11 protein-coding genes are annotated in these 12,414 nt (G+C 71.4%); 3 read left to right on the forward strand and 8 right to left on the reverse strand.

What is annotated here, in order from left to right:
- Positions 1–23 precede the first annotated feature (23 nt).
- The 3 genes from ACXJMZ_RS27215 to ACXJMZ_RS27225 are packed head-to-tail and all read right to left on the reverse strand — an operon-like array spanning position 24 to position 3,386.
- Complete coding sequence (locus tag ACXJMZ_RS27215; protein ID WP_457032679.1) at positions 24–1,490, reverse strand: MFS transporter; 1,467 nt, start codon at positions 1,488–1,490, stop codon at positions 24–26.
- Positions 1,491–1,506: 16 nt separating this feature from the next.
- Positions 1,507–2,415, reverse strand: coding sequence for a class I SAM-dependent methyltransferase (locus ACXJMZ_RS27220; protein WP_457032680.1), 909 nt, complete (start codon positions 2,413–2,415; stop codon positions 1,507–1,509).
- The gene (locus ACXJMZ_RS27225; protein ID WP_457032681.1) at positions 2,412–3,386 is read right to left on the reverse strand and encodes an acyl-ACP desaturase; all 975 of its coding nucleotides are present in this window, start codon (positions 3,384–3,386) and stop codon (positions 2,412–2,414) included. Before ACXJMZ_RS27225 ends, ACXJMZ_RS27220 begins: the two co-directional genes overlap by 4 nt.
- Before the next feature lie 126 nt (positions 3,387–3,512).
- Here ACXJMZ_RS27225 and ACXJMZ_RS27230 point away from each other — a divergent pair, with 126 nt between their 5' ends.
- Positions 3,513–3,884, forward strand: coding sequence for a hypothetical protein (locus ACXJMZ_RS27230; protein WP_457032682.1), 372 nt, complete (start codon positions 3,513–3,515; stop codon positions 3,882–3,884).
- 1 nt (position 3,885) lies between these two features.
- Positions 3,886–4,866 carry a tyrosinase family protein gene (locus tag ACXJMZ_RS27235; RefSeq protein WP_457032683.1) on the forward strand — a complete coding sequence of 327 codons (981 nt, stop codon included), beginning with the start codon at positions 3,886–3,888 and terminating at the stop codon, positions 4,864–4,866.
- Positions 4,867–4,878: 12 nt separating this feature from the next.
- Here ACXJMZ_RS27235 and ACXJMZ_RS27240 read toward each other — a convergent pair whose 3' ends face one another.
- Positions 4,879–5,511, reverse strand: coding sequence for a dihydrofolate reductase family protein (locus tag ACXJMZ_RS27240; protein ID WP_457032684.1), 633 nt, complete (start codon positions 5,509–5,511; stop codon positions 4,879–4,881).
- Positions 5,512–5,753: 242 nt separating this feature from the next.
- On the opposite strand from ACXJMZ_RS27240, the gene ACXJMZ_RS27245 reads away from it, so the two are divergent.
- Positions 5,754–7,394, forward strand: a complete 1,641-nt coding sequence (locus tag ACXJMZ_RS27245) for a beta-N-acetylhexosaminidase (RefSeq protein ID WP_457032685.1) — start codon at positions 5,754–5,756, stop codon at positions 7,392–7,394.
- A 6-nt stretch (positions 7,395–7,400) separates the two neighbouring features.
- On the opposite strand, the gene ACXJMZ_RS27250 is transcribed toward ACXJMZ_RS27245, so the two are convergent.
- The 4 genes from ACXJMZ_RS27250 to ACXJMZ_RS27265 are packed head-to-tail and all read right to left on the reverse strand — an operon-like array spanning position 7,401 to position 12,413.
- A complete protein-coding gene (locus tag ACXJMZ_RS27250) occupies positions 7,401–7,970 on the reverse strand; it encodes a TetR/AcrR family transcriptional regulator (RefSeq protein WP_457032686.1) in 570 nt (189 codons plus the stop codon).
- Between the two features lie 57 nt (positions 7,971–8,027).
- Positions 8,028–8,906, reverse strand: a complete 879-nt coding sequence (locus tag ACXJMZ_RS27255; protein WP_457032687.1) for an SDR family NAD(P)-dependent oxidoreductase — start codon at positions 8,904–8,906, stop codon at positions 8,028–8,030.
- 26 nt (positions 8,907–8,932) lie between these two features.
- Positions 8,933–10,999 carry a glycosyl hydrolase family 8 gene (locus ACXJMZ_RS27260; protein ID WP_457032688.1) on the reverse strand — a complete coding sequence of 689 codons (2,067 nt, stop codon included), beginning with the start codon at positions 10,997–10,999 and terminating at the stop codon, positions 8,933–8,935.
- 40 nt (positions 11,000–11,039) lie between these two features.
- Positions 11,040–12,413, reverse strand: a complete 1,374-nt coding sequence (locus ACXJMZ_RS27265; RefSeq protein ID WP_457032689.1) for a CBM35 domain-containing protein — start codon at positions 12,411–12,413, stop codon at positions 11,040–11,042.
- Position 12,414 lies beyond the last annotated feature (1 nt).

The following is a 12,414-nucleotide window of genomic DNA, read 5'->3' on the forward strand; positions in this document are numbered from 1 at the left end:
AGGGCCTTTCAACTGAGAGAGGGTCAGATCGTGAGCGAGGGACGGTCGGCCTCGGCGAGGACCGGCACGGGGATGGAGACGGCAGCCGCCTCGACCGGAGCCCGTCCGGGCAGCCGGTACCAGGCGAGCGCGGCGGCGAGCAGGGCGACGGCCCCGCCCACCAGCGAGGCGTCGGCGAGTCCGGCCACGAAGGCGGTGCGCGGGTCGGGCCCCTCGGCCACGGCGGTGGCCAGCACCGAGCCGAGCACCGCCACCCCGAGCGTCGAACCGACCTGCCGGGTCGCGTCGTTGAGCGCCGAGCCGACGCCCGCCGAGGCGGCCGGCACCGCACTCATCACCAGTTCGGTGGCCACCGGCGCCAGCAGGCCCGCGCCGAGTCCGGAGACGGCCTCGAAGAGCAGCACCGGCGGGTCCCCCGAATCGGCACCGAGACCGGCCAGTTGGACGAATCCGGCGGTGATCAGCAGCAGCCCTCCGGTCACCGGCACCCGCGCCCCCAGCCGGCGCGCCAGCACCGGCCCGAGCACCGCGCCGACCGCGAGACCGAGCGACAGCGGGACCATCCGCAGTCCGGCCGACCAGGCCGAGAGGCCGCGCACCTGCTGGAGGTAGAGGGTCAGCAGGAACATCGCGCCGAACATCGCGAAGGACATCAGCGCGAGCACCAGCGTGGCCGGCCAGACCGGGCCGCTGCGCAGCAGTCCGAGCGGCAGCATCGGTGCCGCGCAACGGAGTTGCCGGACCACGAAGCCGGTGGTCAGCAACGCCGCCGCGCCGAACGCGCCGAGTACCTCCGCGCTCGTCCACCCCCGGCCCGGCGCCTCGATGACGGCCCAGACCAGGGCGAGCAGCGCGGCGCAGGAGAGCAGCGCCCCGAGCCGGTCCAGTGCTTCCCGGTGCGGTGCCCGCGACTCCGGTACAGCTACCAGGGCGGCCAGCAGCACGACCGCCGCCACCGGGACGTTCATCCAGAACGCCGCCCGCCAGTCGTAGTGCTGGACCAGCCAGCCGCCGACCACCGGGCCGAACAGTGCGCCGACCCCGGCCACCGCCGCCCAGATCCCGATCGCCCGACGGCGCTCCGCCGGGTCGGGGAGCACGTGCACGATGGTGGAGAGGGTGGCGGGCATGAAGAGCGCGGCACCGACGCCCATCCCGCAGCGGGCGGCGACCAGCGCCGCCGGGCTGTCGCCGGTGGAGCCCGCGACCGAGGCGGCCACGCAGACGGCCAGCCCGGCGACGAACGCCCGCCGCCTGCCGTAGCGGTCGCCGAACGCACCGGCGGCCAGCACACAGCCGCCGAGCGCCAGCGCGTAGCCGTCCACGATCCACTGGGTCTCGGCCAGGGTCGGCCCGAGGTCGGCCCGCAGGTCGGGGATCGCCACGTTAAGGACGGTGAAGTCGAGTCCGATCAGGAACAGTGCGGCACAGACGACGGCGACCGCCGCCCAGGCCCGCCGCCGGGTCACCGGCGCGTTCGCGTGCTGCACGAAACGCACGCGGGCCTCAGACCGACAGCTTCAGCGGCTGGTCACGCCGCACGAAGCCGATCCGGTAGAGCGTCGCGGCGCCGCGCAGAAACGTCACCTCAGAGGCGCGCAGATAACGCCGGTACCGCCGGTAGCCGTCCTCGCCGATCAGCTGCACCGCCTCCGCCCGGGCCCGCAGCAGCCGGCCGGACCAGGAGGCGAGCGTCCGGGCGTAGTCCTCGGCCGAGGCGCTGAGCACGGTGAGCGAGAAGTACGGGTCACAGGCGGCGGTGATCTCGCTGAGCCTCGGCAGCCGGGCGCCGGGGAAGATGTCGCTGCCGACGAACTCGCCCACCGGACCGCCGCCGTCGGCGGCCCCGTCGTAGGCGATGGTCTGCAGGGACATCCGCCCGCCGGGGCGCAGCCAGCCGTGGCAGCGCTCGAAGTAGTGGGCGTAGACGGCGAGCCGCTCGGCGCGGCTCATCCCGTCGGTGGCGAAGTGCTCGAAGGCGCCCACGCTGACGATCGCGTCGTACGGCCGCTCGGTCCGGTGCTCCTCCCAGCTCTCCAGCCGGCCCTCGACGCCGGGCAGGCCGAGCCTGCCGAGGTAGTCGTGCTGGGCGCGCGAGACGGTCAGGCCGACGGCCTCGGCGGCCCGGCCGGAGGCGACGGCCCGGACCAGCAGGGACCCCCAGCCGCAGCCGACGTCGAGCAGCCTCCCGGCTCCGCCCACCTCGGCTCCGACCAGGTCCAAGTGGTGGTCCAGCTTCGCCAGTTGGGCCCGCTGCAGGGCGGTGGCATCGGGCTCGCCGGGATCGATCCCGTCCCAGCGGGCCGCCGTGTAGGCGAGCGTCTGGTCGAGCCAGAGCGCGTAGAAGTCGTTGCCGAGGTCGTAGTGGAACTCGATGTCGGCGGCACTGGTGCCGACCGTGGCGACGGTGGTCATGCTTCTCCCGTTCGGCAGGTGGGGGTGTCGGTCAGAGCGCGCTGGGCCCGGACGGCCAGCGCCTGGGCCCGTCGTTCGACGAAGCGGGCGGCGCGGGTGTCGATCCTGGTGAGGTGCTCGGCCAGCCGCTCGCGGGCCTGTTCGCCGACCGGCCCGAGACCGGTCAGGTCGAAGATCCGCAGCGAGCGCAGCAGCGGCACCAGCACCTCGTCGTGATGGACCCTCAGGTCGTAGACACCCGCGACGGCGACCTCGGCGGCCATCCGGTCGAAGCCCGGCATGCCTTGGCCCGGCATGGCGAACTCGTGCACGGTGCGGTCCAGCATCGCCAGCACCGGGTCGGGACTGATCTCCAGGGCGGCCCGCAGCAGTTCGCGGTAGAAGACCATGTGCAGGTTCTCGTCCTGCGCGATCCGGGCGAGCAGCCGTTCGCAGACCGGATCGCCGCTCAGCCGGCCGGTGTTGCGGTGACTGACCCGGGTGGCCAGCTCCTGGACGGCCGCGTACGCGACCACGCCCAGCACGCCGGCAGGCTCGGGGACGCCCCCGGCGGTGACCTGGGCCATCCGGGCACGTTCCAGGGCGATCGGGTCGACGGCACGGCCGGCGTGCAGATAGGAGCGGATCGCGGCGGCGTGCCGGTCCTCCTCGGCGGTCCACCGGTGCAGCCAGGCACCCCAGACGCCGTCCCGGCCGGTCTGCGCCCCGATGGTCCAGTGGTAGCCGGGCAGGTTGTCCTCGGTGAGCAGGTTGACCACCAGCGCGGAGCGGACGGCCGGGGCGACCGCCGACTGCTCGGGCAGCCAGGGTTCACCGCCGAGCGGGCCGTCGAAGTCGCGTCCCTGCCCCCACGGGACGTACTGGTGCGGAAACCACTCCTTGGCCGAAGCGAGGTGACGATTCATCAACTCTTCGGCCACGGCCCCTAATTCGACGAGCCAGGGGACCTCCGGCTCCGCAGTGATCTTCACGGACAGTGATCGTCTCCGAACCCGCCGCGTTCATGCAAACCGGCGTCACCCGTTCGGGGCAGCGGCCCGGTGCGGGCAGCGGGACACTGGAGTCCCGGGACTCGCCACCGTCGCCCTGGAGGTCCCATGGACCCGCAAGCGCTGACCACCGCCGCCGAACCGGCCGCCCTCGCCGACTACCTCGCCGGCCTCCCGCAGCCACCACCGACCCATCACCACGGTCCCGCCCGGACCGTCCGGGAGGACGCCTACCAGGGGCACCGGATCGTCATCACGACCACGTACGAGATCACCGTGGACGGCCGGCCGCTGCCCGCGCATGTCGGTGTGTCGAACGACGGCGAGGTGCACTGCCACGCGCTCCCCGCCTACCAGGTCCGGTCCGCCGTCGACATCGTCCGGGCGCTGATCGACAACTTCCCCGACGACTTCCCCGAGGCCGACGGCGGCCCGGGCCACGGAGAGCACGGGGGCCACGGAGAGCACGAGGGTGGCTGAGATGGCCGTCGTCCGCACCGACATCATCACCGACACCGCCGCGCGCGACGCGTACGTCCACGGCGTGAACCTGCTCAAGCGGGAGAGCACCTCGCTGAGCACCACCGCGTTCGGCATCCCGGGTCCGCCCACGGTGGTGCACACCTACGACCTGTTCGTCATCTGGCACCACCTGGCGATGACCTCGCCGGTGCCGCCCGGCGGGGACTGGATGGTGCGCAACGGCGCCCACCGGGGCCCGGTGTTCCTGCCGTGGCACCGGGTCATGCTCGGACTTCTGGAGGCCAACCTCCAACGGGTCCTGGGGGAGCCCGACTTCGGCCTCCCCTACTGGGACTGGTCGGCCGACGGTTCGCTCGCGGCCCCGCAGTCCGCCCGGATCTGGAAGCCCGCCTGGATGGGCGGCCAGGGGCAGCCGGTCACCACCGGTCCGTTCGTCCGCACCGCCGGCGATCCGAACAGCTTCCGGGTCCGGATCGAGACCGCCCCGGACGTCACGCTGCGCCAGGTCGACCGGGGGCTGCGCCGGGCGTTCGGACGGCCGACCGGCTCGCTCACCCTGCCCACCGCCGCCGACCTGGCCCGTGCCTTCGACACCCGGCCGCCCCCGGCCGGGGACCCGGATCTCGCCATCTACGACTTCACGCCCTGGAACGCGGGATCACGCGGGTTCCGCAACCAGCTCGAAGGCTTCCGGGGGCCGGGGCTGCACAACCAGGTGCACCGCTGGGTCGGCGGCGACATGGGCCCGGCGTCCTCCCCCAACGACCCGGTGTTCTTCCTGCACCACTGCAACGTGGACCGGATCTGGGAGGGCTGGATGCACCGCCACGGCCGCAGCTACCGCCCCGGCATGACCGCCTCCCCGACTCTCAGGGGCCACCGGATCGACGACCCGATCGTCTCCCCGCTCGGCCCGGCCACCACCCCGCGCAGCACGCTGGACCCGACCGCCGTCTACAGCTACGACGTCCTGCCCTGAGCTGAGTCGTCGTCAGTCCTCCTCGTCCAGCAGGAAGGTTCCGTACTCGGGCTTCCCGGCCCGCTGGTAGGTGCAGAACTGCACACCCGCGCCGCTGCTGCGGGACTCCGTCAGGGTCCATGCGGTGGGGGTGGCGCCCTCGGCGAAGAGCCGCTTTCCAGAACCGAGGATCACGGGGTTGACGAGCAGTCGGTACTCGTCGACCAGGTCGTGCCGTTGCAGGGTGTGGATGAGGTCGCTGCTCCCCTGCGTCATGATCACACCATCGAGCTGCGCCTTGAGCCGGGCGACGGACTCGGCGGCCTCCCCGTCCAGGAGGTGGGAGTTGTGCCACTCCAGCGGGGCGGTCAGGGTGCGCGAGGCGACGTACTTGGGCATCGCGTTGAGCTTGACGGCGATCGGATTGTCCGCGTCGGTGACGCGGGGCCAGTAGCCGGCGAAGATGTCGTAGGTCTTCCGGCCGAGCAGCAGATGGTCGGCGGTCCGTTCGAAGATATCGACCATCAGAACCATGAACTCGTCGTCCACGTAAGGGACTTGCCAGCCACCGTGCTCGAAGCCCGCGTCCTCGTCCTCGCCCGGGCCGCCGGGGGCCTGGATGACCCCGTCCATGGTGACGAACACGGTGACGATCAGTCTGGCCATGGTCTGCTGCCTCTCCGGTACGGACTGCGCGGTCGGTGACCCATGTCCCGCCGCGCGCCACCTTGAAACGCCTGCGGGCGAACTCCGACCGGTTCGGCCCAACCCGCCCCGTTGACCGCCGCACACCACCGCGCTAACTTCCCTTTTGGTTAAGGACGTTGACTAAGCCTCCCCTGAAAGGCGTCCACCCCGCACGTCCCCGCTCCAGTACCGCCAGGCTGACCGAGCAGGAGGACCACCCGATGAGCAGGAACCCACGCCCCACCCCAGCACCCGGCTCGCCCGACGTCCTACGTCGCGGGCCACGGCTGGTCCTGATTGCCGCGCTGACAGCCGTAAGCCTGGTCTGGGCGGGCGCCGCGAGCGCCGTGCCCGACACGACGGCGACGGCCGCCGCCGCGCTCACCGACGTCGTGGTCCCCGCGCCGGTGAGCAGCGTGGCGAACGGGTCGACGTACACCCTCACCTCCGCCGCCGGCATCGCCACGGACGCCTCCCCGGAGGCCGGCGCGGTCGGCGGCTACCTGGCGGGCGTCCTGCGCGCCTCGACCGGCTTCGCCGTTCCGGTGTCGGCCGGGGCGGCCGGCAACGGCAGCATCGCGCTCCAACTCTCGGGCGCGCCGGGCTCGGTGGGGGACGAGGGCTACCTGCTGACCAGCACCGCCACCGGTGTGGTCGTCCAGGCCAACCGGCCCGCCGGTCTCTTCCACGGCGTGCAGACCCTGCTCCAGCTGCTGCCTCCCCGCGTGATGAGCGGCACCGTGCAGGCCGGCCCCTGGACGGTGCCCGGCGGCACGGTCACCGACTACCCGCGCTTCACCCACCGCGGCGCGATGCTCGACGTCGCCCGCCACTTCTTCACCGTCGCCCAGGTCAAGCGCTACATCGACCAGTTGGCCCTGTACAAGGTCAACCAGCTGCATCTGCACCTCTCCGACGACCAGGGCTGGCGGATCGCGATCAACAGCTGGCCCAACCTGGCCGCCTACGGTGGCGGCACGGCGGTCGGCGGCGGACCCGGGGGCTACTACACCCAGGCGGACTACTCGGCGATCGTGGCGTACGCGGCCTCCCGGTACATCACCCTGATACCGGAGATCGACCTGCCCGGGCACACCAACGCGGCGCTGGCCTCCTACCCCGAGCTCAACTGCAACGGGATCGCACCGCCGCGCTACACCGGCACCAACGTGGGATTCAGCTCGCTGTGCGTGCCGCTGGAGGTGACGTACACCTTCATCGACCAGGTGATCGGGGAGCTCGCCGCGCTGACCCCGGGTCAGTACATCCACATCGGCGGCGACGAGGCGAGTTCGACCACCGCCGCGGACTACGCGACCTTCATCGGCCGGGCGCAGCAGATCGTCGCGGCGCACGGCAAGACGGTGATCGGCTGGCACGAGGTCACCCACGCCACTCCACTGCCGACGACGGTCGCCCAGTACTGGGGCACCACGACCTCCGACGCCGCGCTGGCGGCCGCGGTGGCCAAGGGCACGAAGGTGCTGATGTCGCCCGCCAACAAGACCTACCTCGACATGAAGTACACCCGGCGGACCAAGCTCGGCCAGACCTGGGCCGGCCTGATCGACGTCGACACGGCGTACGGCTGGAACCCCGGCGCCTACCTCTCGGGGGTGGGCGAGTCGTCCGTGCTCGGCGTCGAGGCGCCGCTGTGGACCGAGACCGTGGTGACCTCCGCCGACCTCGACTACCTGACGTTCCCTCGGCTGCCCGCGATCGCCGAGCTCGGCTGGTCGCCCTGGAGTACGCACAACGTCACCGCGTTCCACCAGCGGCTCGGCGCGCAGGGGCCGCGCTGGAAGGCGATGGGGATCGGCTACTACCGCTCGACGCAGGTGACTTGGCCGACCGGCTCGTAGTCCGTCCTACCGGACGTGCAGGCCCTCCAGCAGCGCGGTCAGATACCGGCGGGCGGTGGCGGTCCGGGCGCCGGGGTCACCGGCATGGACGGTCGCCGCGTAGGCGATGCCGCACATCAGCGGGACCAGGTCGCCGGAGGCCAGGTCGGCCCGTACCACCCCGGCGTCGCGGGCCCGCTCGAGCAGTCGTCCGCCGACCGACCACAGGGCCTGCTTCAGTTCGGTGGTGCGCGGCAGCGCGTCGGTGGGCGCGGCGGTGACGGCGGACAGCGAGGCGTCGGTGACCTGCGCCTCGATGGTGCGGGCCAGGAAGCCGGCCAGGGCGCGCCACGGGTCGTCGTCGGCCAGTGCCTGCTCGCCCTGGGCGGCGAGTTCCTCCAGGCAGGGGGTGGCGACGGTCTCCAGCAGCGCCTCCGCGGTGGGGAAGTGCCGGTAGACGGTGCCGACGCCCAGTTGCGCGCGCCGGGCGACGTCGTTGAGCTGGAGCGGCGTGCCTTCGTCCACCAGGTCGCGGGCCACGGCGACGATCCGCTCCCAGTTGCGGGCGGCGTCCTTGCGCAGGGGGGCGGTCGTCATGGGTGCAGTCTAACTGGATAGCCCATCCGCATTCCCGTAGCGCGAACTAACGCCCCGTCACCCGGCCGCGAGTGGCGCGAGGCGCTCGCTGAGCCGGCGGACGGCTTCGGCGATCCGGGGATCCGTGGCCGGCCGGAAGGCGGTGACCGGCTGCGCCTGCGGTCCGATGACGAGGCCGGTCCTGCCGGTCAGCGAGCCGTCGGTCGCGGCGAAGACCGAGGACCTGGCCGCCACGGACGCCGGGCCCGAGGTCGACCGTTCGAACTTCCGCCTGACCAGCGGCCAGAGCAGCCGCAGGCCCGGCGAGACGATCTTCGGATCGCGCATGGTGCCGTCCGTCATGTCGGTCGCGGCGCCGCCGGGGTCCGCCGCGAAGACCGAGACGCCGGTGCCGTCGAGCCGGGTGGCCAGCTCCAGCGTGTACGCGAGGTTGGCGAGCTTGGCGCGGCCGTACCAGTGGAAGCCGTAGTACCCGCCGGGCGGCTCGACGGCGTCGAAGACGCGCTTGGCGACGCCGGTCGCGCCCGAGGTGACGTTCACGATCCGGCTCGGGGTGGCGGTTCGCAGGGCGGGCAGCAGCAGTTCGGTCAGCAGGTACGGCGAGAGGTGGTTGACGGCGAACGTGGCCTCGATCCCGTCGACCGAGTCCTGCCGGTCCGGGAACATCGCCCCGACGTTGTTGACCAGCACCGTCGGCGGACCGTCGGCGAGGATCCGCCCGGCGAGCGCGCGGACCGCGTCGAGCGAGGCGAGGTCGGCGGCCAGGAACCGGGCGGGTTGCGCCGGTCCGGTGGCGTTGATCCGCTCGACCGCCCGGGCGCCGCGCTCGGCGTTGCGCCCGACGACGGTGACTGCGAGGCCCGTCGCGGCCAGCCCGAGGGCGGTCTCCAGCCCGATTCCTGCCGTTCCTGCGGTGACCACTGCTGTCTGCTTCATGGCACGACTCCGTCTATCTGGATTAACTATCCGATTGACCTCACCGTAGCAGATCCGGATGATCTATCCGGTTGTCGAACGCAGGCCGCCCGCCCGGCCGTCGGGGGCGACGGCCGGACGGGCGGCGTCTGCAGCTGGACGCTGCCGCCGTAATAGGTCGACGGGGTGATCGAGGTCGCGGCGAGCTTGTTCCAGAGCGCGTCGAGCCAGGCCTGCGAGCCGGGGTCGGTCATCGCGGTGACCACGAACGGCGCGGTGAACGCCATGTCGTTGCCGGAGTCGTAGGCCGATCCGTTCAGGTGGTAGCCGGTGACGATGTTGCTGGGGTTGCCGCCCGCCTTGGACTTGATCCAGGAGTTGAGCTTCCGGGCCGAGGCGAGCGAGGCCGCGTCGCCACTGGTGACCGCGTCGGTGCCGATCCGCCACGGGTCGCGGCAGGCGTTCCAGCTGTAGTCACCGTCGTTCGGGCTCTCCAGCACCTGGCCGGCGGCGGGCTTCGGGGTGCTGTTGGTGTTGACCACGAAGTCGGCGAGCAGGCCGGTGCCGGCCGCGTAGGTGGCCTGCTGAGAGGTGATCAGATTCTGGTGGGCGGTCCGGATGGCATCCCAACTACCGTCGCCGGTCGCCTTCTTGAAGGCGCGGAAGTGGTCGATCATCCAGTCCGAGGAGCGGCTCATGTAGTAGTACTGGTCGCCGGAGGAGGACCAGTCGCCGAGCTTCAGCAGGTGCGTGGTCGGGTTGATCTCACTGGCCTTGATCGCGTTGATGTGCTTGACGGCCAGGTCCTTGTAGTTGTAACTCCCGGCGCTGCCCCACTGCTTGTCGGCGAGCAGCAGCCCGTACGCCACGTCCAGGTCGCCGTCGGTGGCCGAGTCGGAGCCGTTGACGCTCTTGCAGGAGGTGTCCTGCTCGGCCGCGAGCAGGTTGGCGTTGTTCACCGACGGGTGGGCGATCATGTACTTGACCATGCCGTCGAACACGGTCCTGGCGTTGCTGTCCGCACCGGCCATCAGGGCGGTGACCACCATGCCGTAGCCCTGGCCCTCGGCCACGTACGGATGGTCGGCGTCCGGCGATATCACCTGGTACCAGCCGTTGCCGCAGTTCTGCTTCACGAACGCGGCCTTCCAGGCGTTGTACTTGTCGACCACCTGCTGGTCGACGGTCGACTGCGCGCCGCTCGGCTTCAACGTCCCTGCGGCGTACGGGAACTGGTGACTGCCGAAGGGCACAGCCGGGCCGTTGCCGCCGGACGGGCTGCCGAGGGTGAGCCGGTCCAGGTTGGGCCCGCCGCCCGCGGTGGTGGCGGTGACCCGGACGGTGTTGGAGCCGGCGTCGAGGGAGGCGTTGACGGTCCTGGTCGACCAGGTGTCCCAGCTGCCGGTGCCCGCGAAGGAGACGCCGGAGGCGACCACGGTGCCGTTGACGGAGACGTCCATCGGCCGGTCGGTGGTGGTCCCGTTGGCGTAGCGCAGGATCAGCCCGGCGGTGCCGGAGCTGCTGCGGTTCACGGTGAACTGCACGGAGGAGCCCGCGATGTTGGTGAAGTCGACGAAGCCGGTGCCGGTGTACCCGGTGTGGTCGGTGGCGACCGCGCCCTGCGAGATCACCGCGTCCTCGGCCTGGTAGTCGGGGCTCGCCGCCGCGATGTCCACGTCCACGAAGTCCAGGTTGGGCAGCCCGTTCGCACTGGTCGAGGTCAGCCGGATCCGGTTGACGCCGGCGGTCACCTGCGCGGTGACCGTGGACGTCGCCCAACTGTCCCAGGTGCCCGTCGACCCGAACGAGCGGCCGGCCGACACCACCGCACCGTTCACCGCCACGTCGGCCGGACGGTCGACGGTCGTGCCGTTCGAGTACCGGATCCCGATCGTCGCCGTACCGGCCGACGCGGCGTTCACCGTGAACTCCACCCAACTGCCCACCACGTTGTCGCCGTTGACGAACCCGGTGCCCGAGTACCCGAGGTGGTTCGACTCCACCACGCCCGCCGTGACGGTCGCACTCTCCGCCTCGTACCGGGTGGCCGCCGCATACGCCGACGGCGGCACCGCCATCGCCCCGACGACCAGCCCGGCGAGAGCAAGGCCCACGCTTCCCAGCCTTCTGCCGTGTCTCATCGCTGTGCCCTCCTCAGCCCTGGTACTGGACGACGATCTTGGTGAAGTCGTACGCGTTCTGGGCGATGCCGCTGCACGCGTCGGCATCAGTGCCGCTGCCGCACGGGCGGTCCCGGTTGACGGACCAGAAGGCGAACCGGGCGATGTGGTGCTGCTTGGCGTAGCCGAGGATGGTGTTGAAGTCGCCGGTGGTGACGGTCTCGCCCGGCTCGTCGGTGATGCCGTTCATCGAGGAGACCCCGATGTGGCGGTAGGCGGCGTCGTCGCTGTAGCCGTAAGCGCTCTTCACCGCCGCCTTCAGGCCCTCCATCGCACTGACCGTGGCCTGGCCCATGGTGCCGCTGTGGCCGCCGAAGTCGAACGGCATGATGATCCAGCCGTCGTTCGCCAGCCCCGCCGCCGCACCCCGGTTAATCAGGTCCTTGCCGGTGGCGTCCGGACCGGTCGGGGTGGTGCCCATCGTCACGTAGGTGACGATCCCCGGGTTGTTGGTCTTGACGATCTTCAGTGCGTCGACCACCCGCTGACGGACCGTCGCGTTGGAGAACTCGGTGTCCTCGATGTCGATGTCCAGTGCCTTCAGGCCGTAGGCGTTGATCACCTTCTGGTACGCGCCGGCCAGTGCGGAGGCACTGGTGCACTTCTCGCCGAGCTTGTTGCCGCTCCACCCGCCGACCGAGATGACGATGTCCCCGCCCGCCGCCCGGATCGACTTGATCGCCGCCTCGTCCGAGCCACCGGTCAGCGCCCGGCTGCCGTCCCACTTCGGGTTACAGGTGCCGTCGGAGAGGATGAAGGCCAGCGTGAACCACTTCACCCCCGTGGCCGCCATCACATCGGTCGGCTTCTGCGGACTCCCCCAGCCCAGGTACTCGTACGGCGCGGCCGCCATCGCGCCGGGCCCGGTGCTTGCCCCCGAACTGACCTCCAGGTAGTCGGCGTTGGGGCCGCCGTTCGCGGTGGTGGCGGTGGCCCGGACGGTGTTGGCACCCGCGTTCAGCGGGACGGTGATGCTCGTGGACACCCAGGTGTCCCAACTACCGGTGCCGGAAAAGGACTTGCTCGCGGAGACCACGGTGCCGTTGACGCTGACGGACATCGGCCGGTCGGTGGTGGTGCCGTTCGCGTACCGGAAGGTCAGGGTGGCGCTGCCCGCGGTGGCCGCGTTCACCGCCCACTGGACGTAGCCGCCACTGATGTTGGTGTAGTCGACGAACCCGGTACCCGAGTAGTTGAGGTGGTTGGAGGCGACGGCCGCCTGGGAGAGCGTCGCGTTCTCGGCCTCGTAGCGGGTGCCCGCCGCCGAGGCGGTGCCGGCCGGGGCCAGCAGCACCGCTGCCGGTGCCAAGGTGGTCACCATGAGGGAGCTGATCAGGGACTTCTTCACG

This window comes from Kitasatospora sp. P5_F3, from assembly GCF_054049135.1.

What these genes read in the sequence shown, in the direction of transcription:
- ACXJMZ_RS27220 (WP_457032680.1), bottom strand. Translation starts at nt 2,415, where the DNA reads ATGACCACCGTCGCCACGGTCGGCACCAGTGCCGCCGACATCGAGTTC.
- ACXJMZ_RS27230 (WP_457032682.1), top strand. Translation starts at nt 3,513, where the DNA reads ATGGACCCGCAAGCGCTGACCACCGCCGCCGAACCGGCCGCCCTCGCC.
- ACXJMZ_RS27235 (WP_457032683.1), top strand. Translation starts at nt 3,886, where the DNA reads ATGGCCGTCGTCCGCACCGACATCATCACCGACACCGCCGCGCGCGAC.
- ACXJMZ_RS27240 (WP_457032684.1), bottom strand. Translation starts at nt 5,511, where the DNA reads ATGGCCAGACTGATCGTCACCGTGTTCGTCACCATGGACGGGGTCATC.
- ACXJMZ_RS27245 (WP_457032685.1), top strand. Translation starts at nt 5,754, where the DNA reads ATGAGCAGGAACCCACGCCCCACCCCAGCACCCGGCTCGCCCGACGTC.
- ACXJMZ_RS27250 (WP_457032686.1), bottom strand. Translation starts at nt 7,970, where the DNA reads ATGACGACCGCCCCCCTGCGCAAGGACGCCGCCCGCAACTGGGAGCGG.
- ACXJMZ_RS27255 (WP_457032687.1), bottom strand. Translation starts at nt 8,906, where the DNA reads ATGAAGCAGACAGCAGTGGTCACCGCAGGAACGGCAGGAATCGGGCTG.